General features: G+C 69.9%; 25 protein-coding genes. 7 read left to right on the top strand and 18 right to left on the bottom strand.

All coding sequences use genetic code 11. The features are described 5' to 3' along the window. The first annotated feature begins 10 nt into the window (after window positions 1-10). Complete coding sequence (locus tag B0I29_RS41700; RefSeq protein ID WP_111654722.1) at window positions 11-442, top strand: MmcQ/YjbR family DNA-binding protein; 432 nt, start codon at window positions 11-13, stop codon at window positions 440-442. Here the strand turns inward: B0I29_RS41700 and B0I29_RS41695 are convergent. The 10 genes from B0I29_RS41695 to tkt all read right to left on the bottom strand — a co-directional run bounded on the left by B0I29_RS41695 (window position 405) and on the right by tkt (window position 10,727). Beyond that, on the bottom strand, window positions 405-974 hold the full coding sequence (locus B0I29_RS41695) for a hypothetical protein (protein ID WP_111654721.1): 570 nt from the start codon (window positions 972-974) through the stop codon (window positions 405-407). The genes B0I29_RS41700 and B0I29_RS41695 overlap by 38 nt on opposite strands. A 64-nt stretch (window positions 975-1,038) precedes the next feature. Then, complete coding sequence (locus tag B0I29_RS41690) at window positions 1,039-2,172, bottom strand: DUF1996 domain-containing protein (protein ID WP_111654720.1); 1,134 nt, start codon at window positions 2,170-2,172, stop codon at window positions 1,039-1,041. 163 nt (window positions 2,173-2,335) lie between these two features. Beyond that, a complete protein-coding gene (locus tag B0I29_RS41685) occupies window positions 2,336-2,917 on the bottom strand; it encodes a GTP-binding protein (RefSeq protein WP_111654719.1) in 582 nt (193 codons plus the stop codon). Then, window positions 2,901-3,272 (bottom strand): DUF742 domain-containing protein, encoded by a 372-nt coding sequence (locus tag B0I29_RS41680; RefSeq protein ID WP_111654718.1) that lies wholly within the window; start codon window positions 3,270-3,272, stop codon window positions 2,901-2,903. Before B0I29_RS41680 ends, B0I29_RS41685 begins: the two co-directional genes overlap by 17 nt. Further along, window positions 3,269-3,694 (bottom strand): roadblock/LC7 domain-containing protein, encoded by a 426-nt coding sequence (locus B0I29_RS41675; RefSeq protein WP_111654717.1) that lies wholly within the window; start codon window positions 3,692-3,694, stop codon window positions 3,269-3,271. The genes B0I29_RS41680 and B0I29_RS41675 overlap by 4 nt, the downstream gene beginning before the upstream one ends. Window positions 3,695-3,728: 34 nt before the next feature. After that, window positions 3,729-6,041 (bottom strand): sensor histidine kinase, encoded by a 2,313-nt coding sequence (locus B0I29_RS41670; protein ID WP_111654716.1) that lies wholly within the window; start codon window positions 6,039-6,041, stop codon window positions 3,729-3,731. Between the two features lie 308 nt (window positions 6,042-6,349). Further along, window positions 6,350-7,126 carry a GAF and ANTAR domain-containing protein gene (locus B0I29_RS41665; protein WP_111654715.1) on the bottom strand — a complete coding sequence of 259 codons (777 nt, stop codon included), beginning with the start codon at window positions 7,124-7,126 and terminating at the stop codon, window positions 6,350-6,352. Further along, the gene (locus tag B0I29_RS41660) at window positions 7,123-7,824 is read right to left on the bottom strand and encodes a GAF and ANTAR domain-containing protein (protein ID WP_146617066.1); all 702 of its coding nucleotides are present in this window, start codon (window positions 7,822-7,824) and stop codon (window positions 7,123-7,125) included. Before B0I29_RS41660 ends, B0I29_RS41665 begins: the two co-directional genes overlap by 4 nt. 41 nt (window positions 7,825-7,865) lie before the next feature. Continuing rightward, complete coding sequence (locus B0I29_RS41655; protein ID WP_146617065.1) at window positions 7,866-8,270, bottom strand: hypothetical protein; 405 nt, start codon at window positions 8,268-8,270, stop codon at window positions 7,866-7,868. A 240-nt stretch (window positions 8,271-8,510) separates the two neighbouring features. Further along, window positions 8,511-10,727, bottom strand: a complete 2,217-nt coding sequence (gene tkt / locus B0I29_RS41650) for a transketolase (protein WP_111654712.1) — start codon at window positions 10,725-10,727, stop codon at window positions 8,511-8,513. A gap of 348 nt (window positions 10,728-11,075) precedes the next feature. On the opposite strand from tkt, the gene B0I29_RS45445 reads away from it, so the two are divergent. Beyond that, entirely contained in the window at window positions 11,076-11,390 is a 315-nt protein-coding gene (locus B0I29_RS45445) for a hypothetical protein (protein WP_146617064.1), read from the top strand. 16 nt (window positions 11,391-11,406) lie between these two features. On the opposite strand, the gene B0I29_RS41640 is transcribed toward B0I29_RS45445, so the two are convergent. From B0I29_RS41640 to B0I29_RS41625, 5 genes are all read right to left on the bottom strand, one after another. Then, entirely contained in the window at window positions 11,407-12,522 is a 1,116-nt protein-coding gene (locus B0I29_RS41640) for a hypothetical protein (protein WP_111654710.1), read from the bottom strand. Beyond that, window positions 12,522-13,016, bottom strand: coding sequence for a SigE family RNA polymerase sigma factor (locus tag B0I29_RS41635; RefSeq protein WP_111654709.1), 495 nt, complete (start codon window positions 13,014-13,016; stop codon window positions 12,522-12,524). Before B0I29_RS41635 ends, B0I29_RS41640 begins: the two co-directional genes overlap by 1 nt. Window positions 13,017-13,166: 150 nt before the next feature. Further along, the gene (locus B0I29_RS41630; RefSeq protein ID WP_111654708.1) at window positions 13,167-14,234 is read right to left on the bottom strand and encodes a magnesium and cobalt transport protein CorA; all 1,068 of its coding nucleotides are present in this window, start codon (window positions 14,232-14,234) and stop codon (window positions 13,167-13,169) included. A gap of 215 nt (window positions 14,235-14,449) precedes the next feature. After that, window positions 14,450-14,623, bottom strand: a complete 174-nt coding sequence (locus tag B0I29_RS46175; protein ID WP_181558249.1) for a hypothetical protein — start codon at window positions 14,621-14,623, stop codon at window positions 14,450-14,452. Continuing rightward, window positions 14,620-14,817, bottom strand: coding sequence for a hypothetical protein (locus B0I29_RS41625; protein WP_111654707.1), 198 nt, complete (start codon window positions 14,815-14,817; stop codon window positions 14,620-14,622). The genes B0I29_RS46175 and B0I29_RS41625 overlap by 4 nt, the downstream gene beginning before the upstream one ends. A gap of 156 nt (window positions 14,818-14,973) precedes the next feature. On the opposite strand from B0I29_RS41625, the gene B0I29_RS41620 reads away from it, so the two are divergent. Beyond that, window positions 14,974-15,744, top strand: a complete 771-nt coding sequence (locus B0I29_RS41620) for a GntR family transcriptional regulator (RefSeq protein WP_181558248.1) — start codon at window positions 14,974-14,976, stop codon at window positions 15,742-15,744. A gap of 101 nt (window positions 15,745-15,845) precedes the next feature. Beyond that, a complete protein-coding gene (locus B0I29_RS41615) occupies window positions 15,846-18,350 on the top strand; it encodes an ATP-binding protein (protein WP_181558247.1) in 2,505 nt (834 codons plus the stop codon). Window positions 18,351-18,958: 608 nt separating this feature from the next. On the opposite strand, the gene B0I29_RS41610 is transcribed toward B0I29_RS41615, so the two are convergent. Continuing rightward, entirely contained in the window at window positions 18,959-19,195 is a 237-nt protein-coding gene (locus tag B0I29_RS41610; protein ID WP_111654705.1) for a hypothetical protein, read from the bottom strand. 114 nt (window positions 19,196-19,309) lie between these two features. Then, on the bottom strand, window positions 19,310-19,975 hold the full coding sequence (locus B0I29_RS41605) for a carboxypeptidase-like regulatory domain-containing protein (RefSeq protein WP_111654704.1): 666 nt from the start codon (window positions 19,973-19,975) through the stop codon (window positions 19,310-19,312). A gap of 115 nt (window positions 19,976-20,090) precedes the next feature. On the opposite strand from B0I29_RS41605, the gene B0I29_RS41600 reads away from it, so the two are divergent. Genes B0I29_RS41600 through B0I29_RS41590 form a run of 3 tightly spaced genes read left to right on the top strand, consistent with a single transcriptional unit; the run spans window position 20,091 to window position 23,082 of the window. Next, window positions 20,091-20,306 carry a hypothetical protein gene (locus tag B0I29_RS41600; protein ID WP_245973169.1) on the top strand — a complete coding sequence of 72 codons (216 nt, stop codon included), beginning with the start codon at window positions 20,091-20,093 and terminating at the stop codon, window positions 20,304-20,306. A 45-nt stretch (window positions 20,307-20,351) separates the two neighbouring features. After that, entirely contained in the window at window positions 20,352-21,470 is a 1,119-nt protein-coding gene (locus tag B0I29_RS41595) for an acyltransferase family protein (RefSeq protein WP_220091565.1), read from the top strand. A gap of 52 nt (window positions 21,471-21,522) precedes the next feature. Further along, complete coding sequence (locus tag B0I29_RS41590; RefSeq protein ID WP_111654702.1) at window positions 21,523-23,082, top strand: FG-GAP repeat domain-containing protein; 1,560 nt, start codon at window positions 21,523-21,525, stop codon at window positions 23,080-23,082. Between the two features lie 40 nt (window positions 23,083-23,122). Here the strand turns inward: B0I29_RS41590 and B0I29_RS41585 are convergent, their stop codons facing one another. Beyond that, window positions 23,123-24,019: a dioxygenase family protein gene (locus B0I29_RS41585; RefSeq protein WP_111654701.1), complete on the bottom strand. Its 897-nt coding sequence runs from the start codon at window positions 24,017-24,019 to the stop codon at window positions 23,123-23,125. Window positions 24,020-24,045: the final 26 nt, after the last annotated feature.

Genomic DNA, 24,045 nt, shown 5'->3' with positions numbered 1-24,045 from the left:
CGTCAGGCGCATGTCCGGTCCCGGAGACGTGCCACCACAGATCCTGGAGCGACTGCGACCGATCTGCCGCGGATTGCCCGACATCTACGAGGAACCGGCGTGGATCGGCGTGCGCTGGCGGATCCGCAGCCGGACCGTCGCGCACGTCTATGTGCCGGACCCGGATCGTTTCCCGGCCTACGCCGAGCACGTGACCGACGGCGAGATGCCGGCCGTGATGACGTTCCGGGTGCCGATCGAGGACATGCTGGGCGTGGCCGTCGCCAGGTTCCCGTTCTTCCAGGCGCCGTGGGGCACCAACGTCGCCGCGGTCATCCTCGGCGACCACACCGACTGGACCGAGATCGCCGAACTGATCACCGACAGCTATTGCGAGATGGCCCCGAAGTTCCTGGCCGCCCGGGTCACTGGCACGGCTTCCAGTCCGCCGGTGGGCAGATGACGACCGCGAGGTCGAACGTGCGCTGGTAGGTGATGCCGAGGCTGCGGTACCGCACGGTCACCCCGTCGATCGTCGCGGCGGCCTCGGGTTTCGGCAGTTCGAACACCACCTCGACGCTGTCGTCGCCGTCCTGCGGGCGAATCGTGTAGCCCTGCGCCGGATGCAGCTCGGCGACGTTCCAGCTGTGCGGAATCGGCAGCTGCCAGCTGATCTCGGCGGCCCGGATCACGTCGGCCCGGCTCTCGTCCCAGACGTACGGCTCGACGACGGGCACGAGCTGCTGCGGGTTGCTCGCGAAACTCACGTCGCGCAGGTGGATGTCGTGCTCGGTGGGGTTGCGCAGGACAAGCCGGCCCCACAGCGCGCCGGTGTCGCGGGCCAGCAGCGGCAGCCGCAGCGCTGTGCGACTGGGCCCTTCCAGAGGGCCGGTCCGCATCAGCGAGGCCGGGACCACGCCGAACGCCCATAGCGCCGCCGCGCCGAGAACGCCCACCACGGCGACACGGCTGATGACGCGCAGAGTCCGGCCCATGAACCCATCGTCGCGAGTCCCCCGCCCTCGCGGACGCAGGATCACGAAAGTTCAACGGCGCATTTCAGTACGAGAACGGGTCGTAGCCGTCGTTGTCGCAGGTTCGGCGCTGGGCGATGCAGTTGCGCACCCGCTGGTTCATCGCGGCGGTCTTCCACATCAGGAATGCGTCGCCGTGCATCGAGGAGGCGCTCTTGCCGGTCGGGTCGGACGACAGGTAATAGCCGGCTTTCGAACCGGTGGCGCCGTACGCGATGTCGAAAGTGACCGCTGGGATTCGCACGGGATGGGCGGCCGGGCAGCGCTCGTTCGTACCGAAGGCGACGTGGTCTTTGTGGTTGGGGCTGTCCAGATGCTTGCCGTCCCAGCAGTCCGGGAATTGCAGCATGAAATGCAGGCTCGCCGGTTTTGCGCAGATCGGCCAGTTGCCGTTGTCGCTGCGTGCGTAACCGTCGACGTCGCCGGGGCCGTAGAAAGCGCAGTAGAACTGGCCCTGTGCGCCGCGCGGGGTCGGTACCCGTTTCTTGGCGTCGCCGGCGATCATTCGCAGACCGCTGGGCGTCGGCATGATGCCGGTCGAATTGTCGCGGATCGACCGGTAGTAGACCCGGAAACCGGTGGTCTCGACCGGCTTCTTGGTGTCCGCCTCGTACAGCGTCGGCACCCAATAAGCGGAATGGTCGACGGCCGGTTCGCAGGTGGTGGCGGTGAATTTCATCAGGTCGCCGGCGGTCGTGTCCGCGTCGACGGCTTTGTTGCCGACGAACGAGTGCATGTGTGAGGCGCCCGGCAGCCCCGGCGCGACGATCGGGTCGTCGGGAAGACGGTGGCTGTATTGGCAGTCGGCCCGGAATTCCGGCAGATTCCCGGCGTCGCCGGCGGGGTCGGCCTTGGTGCTCCGGAAAGCAGCGACCTGCGCGTCCCAAGCGGCGTCGTCAACGGGAATCCAGCCCGTTTCGGCGACGGCAGCGGGTGGGGACGAAGCCAAAGACGATGCCGAAGCCGCCGCGGAAATCGACGGCATTACCGAGGCCGCCGGGGAAGCGGCTGCGGTCGCCGGCAACGGCCGGGCCACGCTCACACCCTGCGGCGCCGGTGCATCCGCCCTGCTCACCCACACCGCCGTGCCGGCGATCAGGACGACGGCGACACCGGCGGCAGCGACGGCAAAACCCCGCCGGGACGCGGAAGACGGCACAGCTCACTCCCCCAGGAACGGTCCAGAAAAGGACGACCGCCGAAAGGGTAAGCAAGATCCGCCGCGCCGGAAAGCCACTTAAAACAGAGGAAAGAAAAACTGCCCGATGGTACGGAATCAAAAAGCGCCGGCCGGAAAGCGTTATTCGCGGCCGGCGAATCCGTCAGTGGTGCGGTCTGCTCCGCCTGATCAGGATCTCCTCGGTTAGCGCGACCAGCACGTCCTTCACCGATTCCCGCCGCCGGGCGTCGCACTCGACGATCGGCACGATGTCGTCGATGCCGAGGGCGTCGCGGACTTCGGCCAGGTCGAAGCGCAGGCCTCCGGCGAACCGGTTGACACCGACGATGAACGGGATCTCGTTCTCCTCGAAATAGCTGATCGCGGGGAACGAATCCTCGATCCGGCGGGTGTCGACCAGCACGATCGCGCCGAGTGCCCCGTCGACCAGGTCGTCCCAGAGGAACGAGAACCGGTCCTGTCCGGGGGTTCCGAACAGATAGAGCAGCAGGGTGTCGTCGAGGGTGATGCGGCCGAAGTCGAGCGCCACCGTCGTGGTGGTCTTGCCGGGTACGGCCGACGTGTCGTCCAGGCCCAGCGATCGCTCGGTCATCTCGGCTTCGGTGATCAGAGGTTCGATCTCGGAGATGGAGCCGACGAACGTCGTCTTGCCCACCCCGAAACCACCGCTTATCACGATCTTCACAGCGATCGGCGGTGCCGCCGTGTCAGAGGGCGCGGACACGATCCCGGATCCTTTCGATCAGGTCGATGGAGAGCACGTCGGGCTGCTCCTCGATGCGCAGGTGGCCGTCGGTGAGCAGGTCACCGACGATGACGCGGACCACGCCGAGGGGTGCTTTGAGCGCCGCGGCGAGGTCGGCCAGGGAATGCGGCCGCTGGCACAGCTCGACGATCCGGCGGGCCTCGAACCGCAGCGGTGCCGAGAGCGCTGCCGGGACGGCCGCCAGTGGGGTTTCGACGCGCAGCCCGTCGTGCCCCGGCCTCGTCCGGCCGCCGGTGAGCATGAATGGGCGTACCAAAGGGTCTTTGTTCTTGTCATAAAGGGGTCCTGGGTGCGGCCACCTTTCGTCGGTCATCGAGGCAGATGCTGCCGGGACTCGGCGATCAGTGCGGGCGTGAGCAGGGTGCCGAAGCGTTCGGCCAGCATGGAGATGTCGTAGGCGACCAGGCCCAGGTCGCACTCGCTGCCGGCGACGACGCCGAGGACGCTGCCGCCGGAGATCTGCGAGACCAGCAGGTACCCGCGCTTCATCTCGATCATGATGATCTTCAGGCCGTCGAAGTCGTAGCGTCGTGAGGCGCTGCGGGCCAGGCTGGCCAGGCTCGACACGATCGCGGCGAGCTGGTCGGCCTCGGCGCGGCTCAGCCCGTCGGAGCCGGCGATCAGCAGGCCGTCCGAGGAGACCGCCACCGCGTCACGGACGCCGTCGGTTCGCTGGACGAAGTTGCCGAGCAGCCAGTTGAACTGCTGGTGGGCTGCCGAAGTGTCAACGCTCATGATTTCTTTTCCCCGTTGCTGTTCATCGGGCGGGTCACGGCCGCCCTGTGTCGTCTACGCCGGCGCGCAACATGCCCGCACGGAACGCGGAGAGCCGGTCACGGACCGCCTCCGGCGAGTCGGCGATGACTGCCGACCGCGGCTGGCTCTGCGCCGGAGCCGGTTGCGGGCTGTCGGCCCGCTTCTTCTGCGGCCGGCGCCGGCGCAGCCCGTTGGGGGTGTGCTCGGACCCGCCCGGCAACGAGGTGAGCTGCCGGAGATCTCTGGTGGAGCTCTCGTCGGCGTCGTCGGACACGACCACGTACTCGATGGTGTCGGACCGCAGGGGCACGGCCTCCGCCCACGGCGACGCGGAAAGCTGGGGCGATACGGAAAGCTGCGGCGATGCGGCAGGCCGCGCTGATGCGGCAGGCCGCGCTGATCCGGCAGGTGCGGCAGGCTCGGTGATCGGATCGCGACCGGCGAGGACTCCGGCCGGCAGCGCCAGCCGGGCCGTGACCCCGGTGACCGGCGACGGCGTGAGCTGCACCTGGACACCGATCTCGGCGGCGAGGCGGCCCACCACGAAGTGGCCGAGGAAGCGGGCCGGCGCGGTGACGAAGTCGCCCTCGCCCCGCAGTCGCTGATTGGCGATCTCCATCTCCTGCGGGTTCATGCCGATGCCCGAGTCGATGACCGCGATGAGATAGTGGTCGCCGACCATCCGGCCGTGTACCTCCACGTCCACGTCGGGCGGTGAGAAGACCAGACCGTTCTCGATCAGTTCGGCGAGCATGTGCGCGACGGTGCCCACCATCGACCCGTTGATCAGCACGTCGTCGACCCGGCGCAGCGTCACCCGGCGGTACTCCTCGACCTCGCTGATCGCGGCGCGGACGACGTCGACGATCGGCATCGGCTCCGTCCACTGCCGCGGGCTGGCCGCTCCGACCAGGACGAGCAGGCTTTCGGCGTACCGTCGCATGCGGGTTGCCAGATGGTCGAGCTCGAAGAGGTTGGCCAATCCGGCGGGGGTGGACTCCTCGCTCTCCAGCTGGGTGATGAACCCGAGCTGCCGGCGTAGCAGGCCCTGATTGCGGTGGCCGAGGTCGGCGAGCGACTCGGCGGTCGCGTGCCGCAGCCGGGCCTGTGCGGTGGCCAGGGTATACGCGGTCTCCTGCACCTGTTCGAACGCCTCGGCGACCTGGCGCACCTCGACGCTGGCTCCCGGGATGACCCGGACCGGCGGAGGACGGATGTCGCGGTCACCGGCCATGGCGCGGTTCACCGCCTCGGGCAGTGACGCGGCGCTGATCCGGCCGGCCTCCTCGGCCAGGGCGGCGAGCGGCCGGGCCAGCCGGCGCGACGCCGCGAGGGCCAGGTAGATCGCGCCGGCGACGCACAGCGCCATGACGGCGGCCAGTACACCGAGCCGCTGCGTCGCCTGATCCTTGATCTTGGCGGCGTTCTGCTGCGCGACGCTGCCCATCCACTTGCCCGCCTGGAGCAGGTCGGCGAGCACCGTGGCGGACGCCGACCAGTAGACGCTGGGGCTGACTTTCAGCTTGCGGCCGTCGCCGGCGGCCAGCGCGGTGTTCTCCATCGCGACGACCTTCTTGCCGTCCGGTGTGCTCAGAACCAGGTTCTGGGCCTGCACCGCGGCCGGGTTGCCGTACTGGTTGAAGGCCAGGATCGCGGAGTCGCGCGCTGATTTCGCGGAGACGAACTGGACGAACTGGGCGGGGCTGAACCGGCCGGCGGCGAAGACGCCGTAGAGCAGCATCCGTTCCTGCGCGGCGGACTCCTTGGCCACGCTGTACATGCTGAGCGTGGCGTAGTTGCGGCGCAGCTCATTGTCGTCGACCGCGTCGAGTCCGAACTCGATGTTGATCAGGCGACCGATCACGGCGGTGTAGAAGCCGGCCGTGTCGGCCGGCGCGCCGGTGCCGGTGTCGGTCCCGGCGCGGACCGTGGTGAGGTCGCCGAGCTGGGCCATCACCGCCGCGACCCGGTCCTCGACCTCGCCGTCCCGCTCGATCAGGTTGCCGACGACCGCGCGCTGCTGGTCGACGGCCTGGCGGGCCGGGGCGAGTTCGGCGCGGAACTCCCGGGTGCCGCCGAGCAGGCCGACCGCGAGGCCGCGCTCGGTCTGCAGGCCGTCCACCAGGTCGAGCACCGCGAGGTCGAGGGTGACGGCGCGGTCGGTCTGTGCGGCCGCGCGGTAGTTGTCGATCTCGCCGGCCGCGATGACGCCGAGCAGCACGAGGATGACGGCCACCGGCAGGGCCAGGGTCCGCGCGATGCGGCCGCGGATCGTGCCGCCGGTTCGGCGGCGCGGCGACGGCGCGGGCGTCTCGTTCGCGGGCACGCGTTCAGCTCCTCTTCCGACTTTGTGTGCTCGTTCACACAGTCGGGTCGATGCCGCTCAGGAAGGGTTCAGCAGGGAATACGGCAAGCGGTCCGAAGAGGATCACTCTCCGCTGCCGCCGCATCAGAATCTGTGTTCCAGCAGTCATGGTCAATAGGTAGTCCGCACGAATTTCATGGCGTGACGACCCGGCGAAGACCGCTCACCGGGGCAGAGCCCGGCTCGCGAACACCGCGACGAGCAGGCCGGCGATCGCGCAACCGGCCATGCTGACCACGATGGACCCGCTGCCCAACAGCAGCAGGCGATCATTGCCGGTCGCGGCGCCGGTCTGCTGGTGTGGCCGGGTCGGGCAGGGTGGCCGTGCCCGAGGTGATGTCGACGGCGAGTTCGGAGAGTTTGCGGTTGGTGTTGCGAGCGTGGCTGCGCATCCGCTGGAAGGCCTCGTTCGGATCGATGCCGTGGCGTTCGGCGAGCAGGCCCTTCGCCTGTTCGATGTCGAGGCGGGTGGTGAACGCGGTCTGCAGCTGCTCGGCGAGTGTGCGCTGGATGTTGACGGCGCGGTGTTGCAGCAGCGCGATGGCGGCGACGTCGGCGAGGGCGCGGGCGAGTTTCTGGTGGGCGCTGCTGAGCGGATCAGGACTGCGGCTGAACAGGTTGACGACGCCGATGACCTGGCCGCGTAACCGCATCGGGGTGGCGTGGGCGGACCGGTAACCGTCGCGGTGGGCGCGGGCGGCGAACAGGCTCCATCGCGGGTCATGGGTCGCGAGGTGGCAGTGCTCGACAGCCTCGCCGGTGCGGTACGCGGTGAGGCACGGCCCTTGGTCGCCGTCGATCTCGAAGAGCTCCAGCAGGCGGGCCGTCTCGTCGGAGGAGGCGAGCAGCCGCATCCGGCCGTCCTCGTCGGCCAGCATCACCCCGGCGCCGTCCACGTCGAGCAGATCGATGCAGTACGTGGTGAGTTCGTGCAGGAATTCCGGCAGGTCGAAGTCCTCTACGAGGGTGTCGGCCAGGTAGACGAATGCTTCGGCGACCCGCTGTTCGCGGGGTGCCCTGCCGGTCAGTGCTCCGGTGCCGGTCATGAGGCGCGGGGAGTGTCGAAGCGCAGCATGCCGGCGAGGACCTCGTCGACGACGACGGCCAGCGAGACATCACGGTGCGTGGCGTGGTCCCGCAACTGGTGCAGGGCGTCGGCGGCACCGGTCGTGGCCTGGCCCATCACCATCCCGGTCGCCTGCTGAACGCGGGCGGCGGACAGGGAAACCGTCGCGCCGGCGCTGGCGCCGCCGTTCAGATCGTCGACCAGGAGCGTGGAGGCAGCGGCCGCGAAGGTCGTGGCCTGGGCGTACGCGGTGCCGGGCAGCGGTCCGGGGCTGCTGCGGCACAGATCAAGCACGGCGACAGGCTGATCCTCGGCGAGGACCGGAAAGGTGAACACCGCCGCCACCCCGGCACGCAGTGCCTCGTCAGCGAACCGCGGCCATCGCTGGCGGGCATCCTGGTCGGCGAGATGCTCCACCAGCACTGGTTGCCGGCTCGTGAAAGCCTCCACGCAGGGCCCTTCGTCGAGCCGGATCTGCAGGTCCTCGACACGGTCGATGAGCAGTCCGGACGTGCCCAGCACAAAACGCCGGGCGCGCGAGACGAAGACCGTCAGCCCGACCCCGGAGACCGAGGGGATCCGCTCGTGGCAGCGGCTGCAGAGCGCAGCAGTGCCGCCCGCGGCCCGCAACCGCGTCACCAAGGACGGGAGTCCGCCCATCTCATCCGGCGAGGTCACCGCGATCCCCCCTGTGACAGCAAGGTGAGTTGCTCAGACCTTCAACCGGCGGGCGGATCCGCGGCCGCGCGGGCCTCGGCCATCGAGGAATACAGCGGCAGCCGGCCCGCACCGATGCGCTGCAACCGGGTCCTCAGAACCGTCTCCGCCGGTAGGCACAGGACCAGCCGGGCCGGCGGCCGGAGCACGTTGGCGGCACGCCGCGCCGCCAGCCACAACGGCAGGCTGGCAGCGTCATCGTCCGCCAACGCGTGCAGGTCGGCGATGACGACACTGGGCCGGCTGGCGAAACAGTCGCGCAGCGCGGCAGTGACCTCCAGACCCAGACGAATCGACCACGAGCCGTGCACCGCGATCTCGGCGACCGACGGCGCCGCGGCCCCGGCGCCGACCGTCACGGACACCGCGTCGCGCAGCATCGTCGTGCCTGAGAACTGTGATGACATGAAAGAGCCTTTCCAGGGCGTCACCCGGCCAGCCGCGAAAGCGGAACTGGACGGCCGCATACGGCGCGACAAGCCACGGAAAGGCAGCACTGCTCCCCCGGACATGACACACCTAGCGCGAACTCGAAAGCGCTACCAGTGGTCTGGGGCAGCAGGACGGTGGACAAACCACCGCGTCCCCAAGCATATAGGTAACCGTTCCCGCAGAGGCGCCTTGTCACCCACAAGAAACGAGACCGCCTAACGCGGTGCGGGGTGATCGCCGGTTCCGCCGGTGGTCGGAGAACTGGTCTGCTGGTGCCCACCGGGACGGATCGGCCCGGCGGCGCCCGCGATGCTGGCCCGGGCGGCGTCCGCGACGGCTGCGGCGGTGATGCCGAACTCCTGGTACAGCCGCTGGTAATCGGCGGAGGCACCGAAATGTTCGAGGCTGACGATCCGCCCGGCATCGCCGACGATCTCCCGCCAGCCCTGGCCGATCCCGGCCTCGACACTGACCCGGGCGCGCACGGCCGGCGGCAGCACCTCGTCGCGGTACTCCAGCGGCTGCCCGGCGAACCACTCCAGACACGGCAGCGACACCACGCGAACCGATATGCCCTCGTCGACGAGCAGGTCGCGGGCGTCCAGGGCGATCTGCACCTCGGAACCCGTGGCGATCACGATGACCTCGGGCACTTCCACGCCACCGGCCAGCACGTACCCACCACGGGCCGCGCCTTCCGCTGAGGCGTACCCATCCTGGCCTCGATCGAGAACTGGAAGATTTTGCCTGGTCAGGACGAGGCCGGCAGGCCTGTCGTGATGCTCCAGGATGGTGCGCCAGCAGACCGCGGTCTCGTTGGCGTCACCCGGGCGGACCACGTCCAGACCCGGGATGGCCCGCAACGCGGCCAGATGTTCGACAGGCTGATGGGTGGGCCCGTCCTCGCCGAGACCGATCGAGTCGTGTGTCCAGACGTAGGTCGCCGGCAGCTGCATCAGCGCCGCCAGCCGCACGGCCGGTCGCATGTAGTCGCTGAACACCAGGAACGTGCCGCCATAGGGCCGGGTCAGGCTTTGCAGCGCGATCCCGTTCAGGATCGAACCCATCGCGTGCTCCCGGATCCCGAAGTGCAGGGTCCGCCCATAGGGACCGCCGGACCAGTCCTTGGTCTGCCGGTCGGCGGGAATGAACGACGGCTCCCCCGCCATGGTCGTGTTGTTGCTCTCCGCGAGATCCGCCGAGCCACCCCACAGCTCCGGCAGGACCGCCGCGAGCGCGCTGAGGATCTTCCCGGACGCCGCCCGCGTCGCCATCCCCTTCGGGTCCGGCTCGAAGCTGGGCAGCGCTTTCTCCCACCCCGCGGGCAGAGCCCGCGTCTGAAGCCGGTCCAGCAGGGCGGCCCGGTCCGGGTTCGCGGTGCGCCAGGCCTCAAATTCCAGATCCCACTGCTTGTGTACGCCCGAAGCACGCGCCCCGGCCTCCCGGGTGTGCGCGAGCACCTCCTCCGGCACGGCGAAGGCGGCCTCCGGGTCGAAGCCGAGCAGCTGCTTGGTGGCGGCGATCTCGTCGGCGCCGAGGGCGGACCCGTGCGCCTTGCCGGTGTTCTGCTTGGTCGGCGCCGGCCAGCCGATGATCGTCCGCAACAGGATCAGCGACGGCCGCCCGGTGTCCGCCTTCGCGGCCTCGGTCGCGGCGAGCAGCGCGTCGATGTCCTCGACGTAGGCTCCGGTGCTGGTCCAGTCGACGGTCTGCACGTGCCACCCATAGGCGGCGTACCGCGCGGCGACGTCCTCGCTGAACGCGATGCCGGTGTCGTCCTCGATCGAGATGTGGTTGGAGTCGTAGAACAGCACCAGGTTGCCCAGCTGCTGGTGCCCCGCGAGGGAACTCGCCTCCGCCGTAACGCCCTCCATCAGGTCACCGTCGGAGGCGACCACGTACACATGGTGGTCGAACGGGCTCTGACCGGGAGCGGCGTCCGGGTCGAGCAGGCCGCGCTCGCGGCGTGCCGCGAGCGCCATGCCGACGGCGCTGGCGAGGCCCTGGCCGAGCGGCCCGGTGGTGATCTCCACGCCCCGGGTGTGCCGGAACTCGGGATGGCCGGGCGTCGCCGATCCCCAGGTCCGCAACGCTCGCAGGTCGCTGAGCTCCAGGCCGTAACCGCTGAGGTAGAGCTGAACGTAGAGGGTCAGGCTGGAGTGCCCGCAGGACAGCACGAACCGGTCCCGGCCGAGCCACTGGTCGTCGGCCGGGTCGTGCCGCATCACGTTCTGGAACAGCAGATATGCCAGCGGCGCCAGGCTCATCGCGGTGCCGGGATGGCCGTTGCCGGCCTTCTGCACCGCGTCGGCGGCGAGCAACCGGGCAGTGTCGACGGCGCGGACATCGACGTCGGTCCAGCCGGCGGCTCCGGCGACAGGCAACGACACGGTACGGCCGGCGCGGGGATCAAGGGCTTGGAAATGGCTCATGACCGGGTCTCTCCGTCGTGGTGGGCCGGGGCGAGGTTCACGGGAGCGGTCACCCGTCGGCGTCGGGTGCCGGCCAGCCCGGGACGGCATCCCCCCTGGTCGCCGTCCCGGGCTGGTCGACGGAGCAATGCAGAGGAGCCCGAATCCGGGCGAAGAGAGACAGCGCGGACGGGGCAGACGGCGGCCGTCGACCTGAAGGGTCCTGCGTTCACGGCGTGCCTCCTCGAACGATGGCCGACCGGTCCGCTGCGCCGGTGGGAACCGGCGGCAGAGACGGGGTCGAGCTGACGAGCGAGGCCGCGAAGTCCGGACGGCCCACCACCGCTGCGGGAGTCCCGCACCGCGGTGATGTCTATCTCGGCCGTCCCATTTCCCCTCGCGGGCGGCGCCAAACCACCGGACGTGTCCGGCGAGGCGTCAACCCGCCGACGGGTTACGGGTCGTCAGGAGCGCGACCTCATCGACGTGCTGCCCGACCTGGACAACGCCGGCCGGGATCTCGGCGTCGCGGCCATGGCCTCCGGCGCCGGTGCCGCTCTCGCTCCCCTGCTGGCCAGTTCGATCGTCGCGATCAGCGGCGGGTATGCGCTGATCTGGCCGGTCGCCGCCGGCTTGGCCGCCGTCGCCGGCATCGTGGTCCTGCGAGTCCGCGGCGCGCGGTAGAACCGGGCCGCCGGCGTCAGGTCAGGGGCAGCCAGGTGCTCAGGTCGGCGCAATCGGCCACCGTGAGCTCCTGAACGATCCGCATCGCGTCCGGCTCGGGGATCCGCGCGCGGTCCGCGAAGCTCAGCTGCAGATGGCAGGTGCCGGTGTCCATCACGATGACGCTGCCGCCCTCCGGCGGGCTGATCGCGCGGTTCTTCGTGTCGAGATACCAGAAGTCGTGTCCGCCGGCCCGCTGCGGCGCCCCCAGATCCGGGCGGATCGTCTCCCAGTCACGGTCGCCCTTGCCGGGCACCGCGTACACGATCACCGGCGGCAGGCTCTTGCCCGCCGGCTGGCCGGTGTAGCCGTACGCCACCGACGCCGACGTGCTCAGCTGCGCCAGGTCGTGCAGGTCCACTGCGGTGACCGCCAGGCCCTGCGGGAGCCAGCCGAACCGGTACGGCACGCTGACCCGCTGCGGCGGATCCTGGATGCGCAGATCCTGCGCCACCTCGATCAGTTCGGCCCGCACCTGCGCGGTAGCCGTCAACCGGAACAGGACGACCCAGGCGCCGGACGCCTCCTGCCAGCCGAGCGCCGGGCCATTGATCTGCGCCGGTTCGGTTACCGCGTGCAGGGGCGTCATGTCCTCGACGATGGTCAGGTTCGGCGTGTACCAGGCCTGCCGCCCGGCGGCACTCACCGGTTCGCCCGTGCGGAGCCCGGCCGGGTCGAAGGTGCCCGGGTCGTAGACCTGCACGGTGGCGCCCTGGTTGACGGTCAGTTCCTCCGGCCGGGCAGCCGCTATCTCGCTGCTGTGCGCGACACGAGCCTCCTCGCGGTTTCCGTTGCTGTTGCGCCACGGGATCACGAAGTCCGATCCCGGTGCCAGCGACACGGACAGCTCCGCCACGCTCCGGAACGGCGGCGCCGGTTCGGCCGGCGGCGGCATGGTGCCCTCCCGCAGGGCCAGCGGCACGGTCAGCGCCGCGGCGGCCACCGCGACCACGGTGGCGGCACCCTGGAGGATCCGCCGGCGGTGCCGGATCCGGACGACGCCGGCCCGGGCCTGCTCCACCATGCCGGTCCCGTCCGGCGCGGTCGCGGCGCGGCGCGACAGCGATTGAGAAAGATCTTCTTCGGTACGCACTACGACACCTCCAGGGACAGCACGGTCCTCGGGCTCAACTCGACGCGGAGCGCGGCCAGCGCGCGGCTCGCGTACGCACGGACGGTCGTGGGCCGGCACTTGAGCACCTCGGCGATCTCCGGATCGCTCAGCCCTTCGTAATAACGCAGCACGATCACCGCCCGCTGCTGGCGCGGCAGCCCGCCGAGCAGCCGCCACAACTCCTCGTCCGGCCGCCCCGGCACCGGCTCCGCCGTTGGCGTGTCCGGTGTGTTCCAGCCCAGCGGCACGGTCGGCACCCGGCGGCGCCGGAGGAACGACAGATACTCGTTGGTCAGCATGGTGCGCACGTAGGCGTACGGTTCCTCCAGCGCCCCGATCCGCCGCCACTTCAGCAGCGCCTTGGTCAGCACGTCCTGGACCAGGTCTTTCGCCTGCTCATGGTCGCCGGACAACAGCGTCGCGTACCGCAGCAGAGCCGGCAGCCGCGCCGCCGCGAACTCCTCGAACCGCACATGTCCCTCCCCGTCGATGTAACCACGGTAGGAGAACGCGACCGCGCCGCGATTTGTTGTGCCGCTCCCGACGCCCCGTTTGCGCGGCAGGGCGGCCGGAGTCGCCGGCCGGGCGCATGAGTCCGGCCGGCTGCCTTCGCCGCGGTGCGTTCAGAGCCAGTGCTTGCGTTTGAAGATGCCCCACAGGGTGAGGCCGAGGGCGAACATCAAGGTGACGGCGAACGGATAACCCAGGTGCCAGTGCAGTTCGGGCATGTCGTCGAAGTTCATGCCGTACACCGAGGCGACCAGGGTCGGGGTGAACAGGATCGCGGCCCAGGAGGAGATCTTCTTGACCTCTTCGCCCTGTTCCATCGTCTCCTCGGCGAGGCGGCGGCTCTCCTCGCCCTGGGCCAGGCTGGCGCCCGACATCTGCCGCATCGCCTCGTTCTGCTCCAGCGACACGAGGGTGGAGTGCACGGTCAGCGCGTTCTCCAGCAGGGTACGGATGGTGTCGGCGCGTTCGGTGACGCGTACCGAATGGTCTAGAACGTTGTCCAGGCGGGCCCGGACCTCGCCGATCGTGGCGTACTTGCCGGCGCCGCGCAGCAGCCCGTGCAGCATCTCGGGGACCGGGCCGATGGCGCGCTGGAACTGGATCGCCTGCGACAGCAGCTGGTAGATCCGCTTCGCTAGCGCGGGGTCGATGTCGCCGGCGCCGAACAGGCTGTCCTCGATCTCGTCGACGTCGGCCTGCAGGCCGGCCGCGACCGGGGCGTACCCGTCGACGATCTCGTCGAGGAACGCGGTCAGTGCGGCTTCCGAGCCGAGGCTGAGGAATTCCGGTTCGGACTCCAGGGCGGCGCGGACCTTCGCCAGGTCCGGCTTGTCGCCGTGCCGCACGGTGACCGTGAAGCGGGGGCCGACGAACAGATGGACCTCGCCGAAGTGCACCAGCTCGTGGGCCTCGTCGTACCAGGCGGGTCGCAGGACGACGAACAGCGTGTCGCCGTACCGATCGATCTTGGAACGTTGATGGCCTTTCTGCGCGTCCTCGATCGCGAGAGGGTGCAGATCGAATTCGGTCTCCACCGACGTCAGCTCGTCCGCGGTGGGCGAGGCGAGCCCGATCCAGGCGACGCCGCCGGTCTGCTTGAGCGCGTCGAAGATCTGGTGCAGGTCGTGTGACTGGTCGGCCCGGTGCCCCTTGACGTAGATGCGGCTGTCGATGAGAGCCACGGAGGCGTCTCCGTTCCTCGGACCGGGCGTGATCCCCTCAGCATCGCCGAGGTCCCGCGCCGTCGCAGGCGTATCCGGCAGTCGCCCGCGGTTCCGCAGCTTCGCCGGCCTGGTGGGGGCGGCCCTCCCCCGGCATCCGCCCCCACCAGTTTTCCCCCGCTCATCGCTGCGCGGGCGCGGCGGCACCCGTACAGCGATGATCTTGGAAAGGGAGGTCAGGCCTCCCCGCCCCCGTCGCCGCCTGCATCGTCGTCGTCACCGTCCCCATCGGTCCCGTACGACGAGGCGCCCGGATATGCGGTGCCGCCAGCCGGGCTGCTGAGTTGGTAGCAGGCGCCGACGACGACGAACAACGCGACCACGGCCGCCATGACGAGGCACGTGATCATTGCTCGCCCGGCGGAACCTGCTTGTCGAACCAGCCAAACGACTGGGCCAGCACCACGCCGAGGCCAAGGAAACCGGGAATAAAGATCTTGATCCAGGCCGCATCGGCGCCCCTGGCCGCGAGCAGGACGGCCAGCGCGACCGTCACCAGAGTGATGGGCAGCATGACGAGCACCACCCGAGTCTTGGAAACCATTGAATCTCCTTCACCGCAGCCACGGTCCAATGTCCAGACCTGATGTATTGACTAGACAATGTGTCCTGACAACAGGCTGGCAGCCGCCCGGCACGCCGTCAAGAGGCAAGGCATATATTGTCTAGACGATCCGGACTGACGGAGGTGTGCGCGACAGTGGAGGCACAGAACAACCCTGGTGCGCCCGCGTACCAACGGATCGCATCGACGTACCGCGGCAAGATCGCCTCGGGCGAGCTACGTCCTGGCGATCAATTACCCACCGAGAGCGCGATCGCTGACCAGTTCGGGGTGGCACGCCAGACGGTCCGCACCGGACTGAGCCTGCTCGTCACCGAAGGGCTCATCGTCGCGCGGCGCCCGCGCGGCCACTTCGTCCGGGAACGCGAACACATGCTCTACCGGCCCCAGGAGCGGTCTCGGCCCCGGCCGGCGACGCCGGAGGTGGACCGGTTCTCCCAGCAGATCTCCGCCGAGGGGCGGGTGCCCAGCCAGCGGATCGAGGTGTCCCTCGTGCAGGCCACGCCGGACCTGGCCGAACGGCTGCGGGTGGAAACGGGAGCCACCATCGTCGCCCGCCGGCGGGTGCGTTCCATCAACGGCGAACCGACGAACATCAACGACTCGCACTTTCCCCTGGACATCGTCAAGGACTCCGAGATCATGTCTCCGGCGTACGTTCCCCGCGGCACCGACCAGGTCCTTGCCGACCTCGGCCATCGGCAGGACCGCGCCATCGACGAGATTTTCGTACGCATGCCCACCCCGGAGGAGATCCACAGGCTGGGGCTGGGCCTGGGCACTCCCGTCGCTGTGCACTACGACACGGGCTACACCGCCGACGGCACGCCGGTCCGCTGCACCGTCAACGTCCTGCCGGGCGACCGGCACAAGATTGTCTTCGAGCGCAGCTGGCACGACGACTGACCGATGACACTGACGGGATGCCCGATAAGTCGGCAATGAGCGGGCGGCCGTCCGTCACCTGACGTACGCGAGCAACGGCACCCGCAACCTAGAGTCCGATGGTGAACCCTGCGCCAGCCCCCGTTCCCGAGATCGTCGGCCGGGCAGAACCCCTGTCCCGCCTCGCCGGCATGCTCGACCGAGCCACAACGGGCGGCAGCGCCATCCTGATCTCCGGCGAGCCCGGCGCCGGCAAGACCACATTCACCGGCGCGGTCGCCCGGATGGCGACCGGCGCCGGATTCCAAGTCCTGACCTGCACCGGAGTGGAGAGCGAGACCGAGGTCGGGCTCGCCGGCCTGCACGAGCTGCTCCGCGTCGCGATCAACCGGGCCGGCGAACTGCCACCGCAACATCGCGACGCGCTACTCAGTGTCTTCGGCATCGGCCCGCCGGCCGCACCCGATCGTCTGCTGCTCACGCTCGCCGTGTACGGCCTGCTCACCCACCTGGCCGACGAGCAGCCGCTGTTGCTGGTGGTGGAGGACGCGCACTGGATGGATGAGCCGACGGTCAACATGATCGGCTTTCTCGCACAGCGGGTGACCGATACCGCGATCGTCATGGTGGTGACTCGCCGGCCGGACGACTCCGAGGCGCTCGGCACGCTCGGCCTCGACGAGATCCTCATCGACCGCCTCACCGAACCCGACGCCCGCACGCTGGTCCGCCACCGGCATCCGGCGATCAGGGATCATGTTCTGCGGCAGGTGCTCAACGAAGCGGACGGCAATCCGCTGGCGCTGGTCGAACTGTCCGGCGAAGCGATGGATCGTGGCCACGACGAAGCCACGGACCCGCCGGTCCAGGTGCCGGTACGCGCTCGGCTGGAGAGCGGCTATGTCGCGAGATTCGAGGCTCTCTCCCCGCAGACCCAGGATCTGCTGCTGCTCGCCGCGGCGAGCAGCGAGACCTCGCTGCCAGAGCTGACGGCCGCGGCAAAGTGCCTGGGCCTCGACATGGACGCGCTCACGGACGCCGAGGACGATGGCCTGGTCGTGATCACCGCCACCGACGTGTCGTTCCGGCACCCGCTCATCCGATCGGCGATCTACCAGCGCGCCAGCCTGTACCGGCGTATCCGGGTCCATCGGACACTCGCGCAAGCCCTGTCGGACAACGATCCGCCGCGGGCCGCCTGGCACCGTGCCGCCGCCACGCTCGGACGCGACGAGGCGGTCGCCCGCGACCTGGAGAACGCGGCCCGCATCGGCACGTCACGAGGAAATCATGCGGCCGCGATGCGTGCTCTGGAGAAGGCCGTCCACCTCACTCCGGCACCCGGCGACCAGGCACGCCGCCTTGCCCTGGCGGCACAGGCCGCCCGGCTGGCAGGGCTGCCCGAGGCCACCCGCCGCCTGTCGGCGCTCGCCGCCGACACCAGCGCCGACCCCGAGACCCACGGCGAACTCGCCATGATCCGGATAGCCGCCGACGTCACCGACGGCACCCGGTCCAGCGACCCCATCGACCTGCTCCAGCAGGGATTACGCACCGCCCGGGACGGCCACGCCGACATAGCCGTGAACCTGATCGCCGGCGCCGCCGTCCTCGGACACTCCCGCGGCATGCCGGACGGGCTGCAAGCCCGCATCGAGCAGGCGCTCGCCGAGCTGCCCGTACCGGAATCCGACCCCCGCTGCGTCATCGCCCGGACGGTCCTGGCACCCACCAGCCACGCGGACACGACCGGACCACTGATCCGGGCCTTCGCCCTGGACGACGCGAACCTGTCGACCTGGATCATCTCCGGACTCGCCATCGCCGCGGAGTCCTTGCAGGACTGGCCGTTGGCGGTGCGCTGCTGGTCGGCAGCAGCCGAGAGATACCGGGCGAGCGGAGCGCTCTCCGACCTTTTCACCGTGCGGGCACGGCTGAGCGTCGCGCTGCTCGCCCACGATCGCCTCGGTGAGGCTCTCCGCGAAGCCGAGGCGGTGGCGCACTCGGCGACCGGCATGGATCTGCCCTCCGCCGTCGCCTTCACCGCGGCGGTCACCGCACACGTGCACGCCTGGCAGGGCCGTCCGGCCACCGCCCCCGAACCGGGAAGCGACCGCGTCGATGTCGACGCGGTGCTCGCCTGGTCGGCCGGCATTGTCGCGCTGACCCAGGGGCTGCTGCCGCAGGCGTACACCGCGCTGTGTGCCACCGCGGGACACCCGGGCACCGCCCTCCTGGCGATCGCGGACCTGGCCGAGGCCGCCGCCGGAGCCGGCCACGCCGGCGACGTCCGCGCTGCCCTGGCCGGCGCGGCGCGCCAGGCCGAGTCACTGGGGTCACCGCTAGCCACGATGCTGGTACATCGCGGGTACGCGCTGCTCGGCGAGAACACCGACGAGCACTGCCTGCGCGCTCTGCGGGTCCCGGATGCGGACCTCTACCCGTTGCAGACCGCCCGGACCAGGCTGGTGTACGGCGAATGGCTGCGCCGCAACGGCCGGATCCCCGAGGCACGTGCCGAGCTCACCGCGGCCGCGACGAGCTTCGAGCAGGCGGGCGCCCGGCCGTGGCTGGCCCGCACCCGGATCGCGTTGAGTGCGGCGGGGGCCATCCCGCCGGCCAGCTGACCGTCCGATCGCCGAAGCGGCTCGACTTCTGCCATCGGTTCTGCCCGCGACGATGCCCGCCGCCGGCGACGACGACGCCCCGGGTTTCTCCGCAACCGTCGCGCGGCGTGAGCTCCGCGGGCCGGGGCTACGATCGACATGGTCGCCGCTCCGTAGACGATGGCAGCCGCGCCCAGCAGCGTCGTGGTCGCGCCGGAGCCGTAGAACACGCCCGCGACGGCCGCGCTCACCAGCCACGGCAGCACGTTGAGTCGCCGTGGGCAGCCCACGACGACCTCGGCCGCGATGGCTATCAGAAACCAGCCGAACATCGCGCCCACTGCGGAGCCCGGTGGCCCGAGCCCCGCCGGCCCGGTGGCGATGCCCGCCAGCAGGGCGGCCACCGACACGGTCAGGTACGCCAGTGGCCCACGATCAAGCAGTCGCTCACGGCAGAGCGGAAGGCACATGCCGCGCAGTCAATCCAGCAGCAGTCGACGCGCGTACGACATCCGATCGACGCGTACAGCCGGGCGCCTCCCGCCGCGGTGCGGGACGTGCCGCCAGTTCTCGCTATGCCCGCGTCATTCCGGGATTCCATGCCCAGGCCCCCGCAACCAGCAGGCTGTTTACTTCCGAGCCGCACTCGTAGCCACGATGTCGATGGCCACTCGCAGAGGTGTTTCTGCCTTCCCCAGCAACGCCCGCGTGATCGCGATCGACGGGATGATGCCCATATCGCTCTCGACCAGAAAGGCTTGGACCGCCTCCATCCCGTTGCTCTCGAGGATGGGGCGGCACTGTTCGACCAGAGCGGTCCAGCGTGCGGCATCCTCTGGGCTGAGACCGATGACGTCGTCGAACACGACCTCTCCTTTCCGTGCTGAGGCCACGGAACGACTCCAGGTCGCTGCGGCGGCCGGAATTCGATCCGCGCCGGGGTCTTCCTGAACTCGGCGCGGATCGGCGGTGCCGTGTCGTTACTGCTCCGGCGTGCACTCCGGGAACAGGTAGAACTCGACGTTGAGGCCCTGGCCGTCGATGTCCAGCGTCTGCGTGGACGTGGCCGGGCAGTCGCCGCCCACCTCCGCGGTCACCGCGTAGGTGCCCGGCGTGACACCGGCGACGGTGAAGGCGCCGTTGTCGCCGGTGGTGACCTGGAGCCCGCCCGGCGCCAGCGTGACGGTGGCGCCGGCGATCGGCAGCCACGTGTACCCGTTCAGCACGCTGCCGGTGAGCTGGCCCTCAGCAGCCGGCGTGACGCTGACGGTGGCCTGGGTGAGCGGACCGACCCGGCCGAAGCGGTCGACCGCAGCCGCGTACAACGGCCGGTCACCGGTGATCTCGCCGGCCGCGAGGTCGGCAGTGGCCGTGCCGCCGCGGACACCGGCCGCGACCGTGGCACCCAGGGTGGTCGTACCGAGGCTGTAGCGGAATCCGGTGACCCGGCGGTCCCCACCGGCGTCGAACGTAACGGTGATCGTGGCGCCGGCGGTGGCCTGCGACCCGTTCGGGAAGGTGATCGCCGGCTGGGTCAGCCCGGCCGGCCGGGCCTGCGCGGGCGCCGTACCGATGATCAGGGTGAAACCCGCGAGCACCATCGCCGCAGCGATCGTGAGCACTCGCCGGCCGCGTACAAACGTCATGAAACCTCCTGCGTTCCCCGTTGGACACAGGAATCCAAACAACCAAGATCACCGATGTAAAGTGAAATCTGGAGGGCGCGCGGCCCGGGTCGCGCCGGATGACACCATGATCAGCATGACTCCTGACGAGCACGCCGCCCGTGCCGCCGAACTCATCGGCGAAGCCGAACGGCTCTACCAGGTCTGCCTGGTCGACTACCAGACCAACATCAACGAGGACGATCACGCGGATCAGCCGTACGTTTCCGGCGCCGACCTCGCGATGCTCACCGCCACGACCCAACTCGCCCAGGTTCACGCAACCCTTGCTCTGCGACGCCCTGCCGAATGATCCCCGCCGTCGAACCTTTTGAGCTGCCTGTGCGTGAACTGTGGAGTGAACCGGAAACGGGTGGCCGGTCTTGACGGTCTGCGCGGCCTCTGCGCGCTCTACGTCGTGTTGTTCCACTGCTGGGCGTACACGTTCCGCGGGTTTCCCCGCTATCGCGGCCCCTACTGGCTGAGCTGGCTCGGGTTCGGCCGGCTCTCCGTGGTGTTGTTCCTGGTCCTGTCGGGGTTCTCATTGGCACTGGCGGCCGCCCGCAACGACTGGCGGCTGGGCAGCCTGGCCCGGTACGCCCGCCGGCGGGCCTGGCGCATCCTCCCCGCGTACTGGGCCGCTCTGGCGTTCAGCCTGGTCATCGCGTGGACCGTGGTGCGCCAGCCGCACTCCGCGGAGCCGACCGCCGGGTCGGTCGTGGTCTACACGCTGCTCCTTCAGGATCTGTTCACGGTTCCCACCCCGAACGGCGCGTTCTGGTCGATCGGGGTGGAGGCGCTTCTGTACGGCGTACTCCCGCTGCTTCTGATCCTGTGCCGCCGGTACGGCCCGGTGGTGATGCTGGCCGTCGTCACCGTGCCGGTGGTCCTGATCGGTGTCGTGGTCTTCGACGGCTCACCGCCGCAGGGCGACAACTGGCTGGCCCCGCATCTCGTGCCGGCCTTCGCGGCCGGCGTGGTGGCGGCGGGCGTGGTCGCGGCCGGGGACCGTCTGCGCCATCTGCCGTGGGCCGTGCTGTCGGTGCTGGCCGCGATCCCCGCCGCAGCCCTCGTCCTGCATCAGGGCGCGCGCTGGATGGTCAACCATTACTACTGGGTCGATCTGGCGGTCGTTCCGGCGATGACCCTGTTTCTGCTGGCGGTGGTGAACGGCCGGCCGGCCGCGCTGATCCGGCTGCTCGAATCGTCGCCGTTGCGGAGGCTGGGCTCGATCTCGTACAGCCTCTACCTGATTCACCTGCCGATCGTGGTCGTGATCGACCAGAAGCTGGTGGCCCCGCGACTGGGTCACGGAACCGTCGCGTTCGCGGCCACGACCATTCTGGCCGGCGGCCTTTCGCTGATCGGCGCATGGTGGTTCGCCAGGGCTTTCGAATTGCCGTTCCGTTCCTGGGCCGACGTCCGGAACGCGATTCTCGTGTCCGTTGCCCCACTGCGCCTTTCGGACCGGACATGATCTGTGACAGATTGGGGCCGCGTCGGCGGTCAACGGGGAGGTCCGGTACGACATGGCAGTGGATCAGGTACGCACTCGTGCCACCGGCTTCAGCAGCGGATCCCGTGCCGTGCACCGGCTGATACTCGCCGCCTCGCTCACCGCCGCGGCGGTCAGCATCCCGGCGCCCACCCAGGCTGCCCAGGCTTTGGCTGCCGCGCCTCTGGCCGCCGCACCTCGGGAGACGTCCTGCGTCCCCGGCACGTCGACCGCTTCCGACGAGGCCATCGCCAAGCAGCTGCGCCCTCTGATGAACGGCCGTCGCCTCGGCTCGCTCGTCAGCGGCCGCGCCATCGCCTGCGCCCGCGTCATCGTGGCCCGGGTCAAGGCCCGTGACCTGCCCGAACGGGCCGCCGTCATCGCCATCACCACGGCGATCACCGAGAGCACCCTCAACAACCATCGGGTCGCGCTCGACCACGACAGCCTCGGCCTGTTCCAGCAGCGGCCCTCGCAGGGCTGGGGCAGTACCAGCCAGCTGGTCGACCCGGCCTATGCGACGGACGCGTTCCTCAAGGCAATGCTGCGCAAGCTGCCCGGCGGCGCCTGGATGACCGGCGGCATCGGCGCGATCTGTCAGTACGTGCAGACGTCGGCCTACCCGGGCGCGTACACGCCGGAGGTGCACGACGCCGCGCTGATCGTGGCGAGCCTGTGGACCGGTGGGGCGTCACCGGCTCCGGCGACGCCGGGCACCCCGTCGGCGTCGCCTGCTCCGACCGGCCCGTACCAGGCGGTGACCGCCACCGCCGAGACCGAGATCGGCACTCTCACCGGACGCCACGACCTGCTGATGGCCGACTGGAACGGCGACAAGCACAACGATCTGCTGGTCGTCAACGGCTCCGGCCTCGCGACCGGCAAGACCGAGGTACGCGTCATGGACGGTGCCCGCGACTACGCCTCCCTGCTGCTGACCACGGCGACCGCGGTGCCCGCCACCGACGAGCGGCACGATTACACGGCCGCCGACTGGAACGGCGACGGCCGCCCCGACCTGGTCGTGGTGCAGAAGACGGGCACCGGCAGCGGCAAGGTCGAGATCGTCGTCGCCGACGGGGCCTCCTCCTTCCGGAACCTGACCCTGACCACGACCACCAGCCTCGCCGCCGACGGCCGGGCCCAGTTCGCGATGACCGACTGGAACGCCGACGGCCGGCCCGACCTCGTCGCGGTGCGGACGGCCGGCACGGCCAGTGGCAAGGTCGAGGTGCAGATCCTGGACGGGGCGTCGAACTTCCAGCGCGACCTCGTACCGTCGATCACCACCGCGGAGCCGGCGCAGGACGGCCTGCAGGCCGAGGTCCTCGACTGGAACCACGACAAGAAGCCTGACGTCGTCCTCGTACGCAAACCGGCCACCGCCGCCGGCAAGACCGAGCTGCACGTCCTGGACGGAGCGGCGGGGCTGAGCCGCACGCTGGTGAAGCAAAGCACCGTGCTGGGCCTCGCCGACGACCGTTTCGCCCTGCTGCTCACCGACGCCGGCGACGGCAAACGCCCCGACCTCGTCGTGATCCAGAAGACCGGCACTGCCAATGGTCGCGGTCATGTGTGGGTCATCGGAGGCTGACGCGGCCAGGCTCCGATCGTACGATGCGACCAGCTGCGGATCAGGCGGCTTGGAGTGAGCGTTTGGCAAGGCCGATGGCGTATCCATCGATGGCCGTGACGGGCGGCGCGGTCGGGTCGGTGGCGGCGCCGAGAGTGACGAAGAGCGGCGTGAAGTGCTCGACCGTCGGGTGGGCGTACGGCATGCCGGGCGCGCGCCCGCGGAAGTCGGCGAGTTCGTCGACGGCGCCGCGGGACAGCGCGTCCGCGGCCCAGGAGTCGAAGTCCGAGGACCAGCCGGGCACGCTGTCGGGCCGGCTCCAGTCGAGGAACGGCAGTCCGTGGGTCATGTATCCGGAGCCGATGACGAGGACGCCGGATTCACGCAGGGTTCGCAGGCGCCGGCCCAGGTTGAGCAGCCGGTCGGGGTCGTGGGTCGGCATGCTCAGCTGCAGGACGGGGATGTCGGCGTCCGGGTACATGATTTTCAACGGGACCCAGGCGCCGTGGTCGAGGCCGCGGGTGCGGTGCTCGTGGACCGGTTCGGTGTCCGGCATCAGCTTGGCGACCTGGGCGGCGAGGCCGGTGGCGACCGGCGTGTCGTACCGCATCTGGTAGTACATCGGGGCGAAGCCGCCGAAGTCGTAGACGAGGTCGTTGGGCTGGGTGCTGCTGAGGCTGAGCGGGGCCGACTCCCAGTGGGCGGAGACGATCAGGATGGCCTTCGGCTTCGGCAGGTCCCGCGCCCAGGTGTGCAGCTGGGTCATCCAGTCGGCCATCTCGAACAGCATCGGCGCGCCGTGGCTGATGTACAGGCTGGGCAGCGGCCCGTCGTCCGGGGTCCAGACCCGGTGGGCGGCGGCTTTCTCAGCGGCGGCGGCCCGGCGCAGGTGCGCGGCGAAGGGGTGCTGGGCCGGGATCCGGCTGTCGGCGGTTGCGGTAGTGCTGAGCGATGTCACGTCGGCTCCCCCTCAAGCAGTTGGTT

This window comes from Actinoplanes lutulentus (genome assembly GCF_003259845.1).
GTDB lineage: Bacteria > Actinomycetota > Actinomycetes > Mycobacteriales > Micromonosporaceae > Actinoplanes > Actinoplanes lutulentus.
This window is presented reverse-complemented; position numbering and strand designations above follow the sequence as displayed.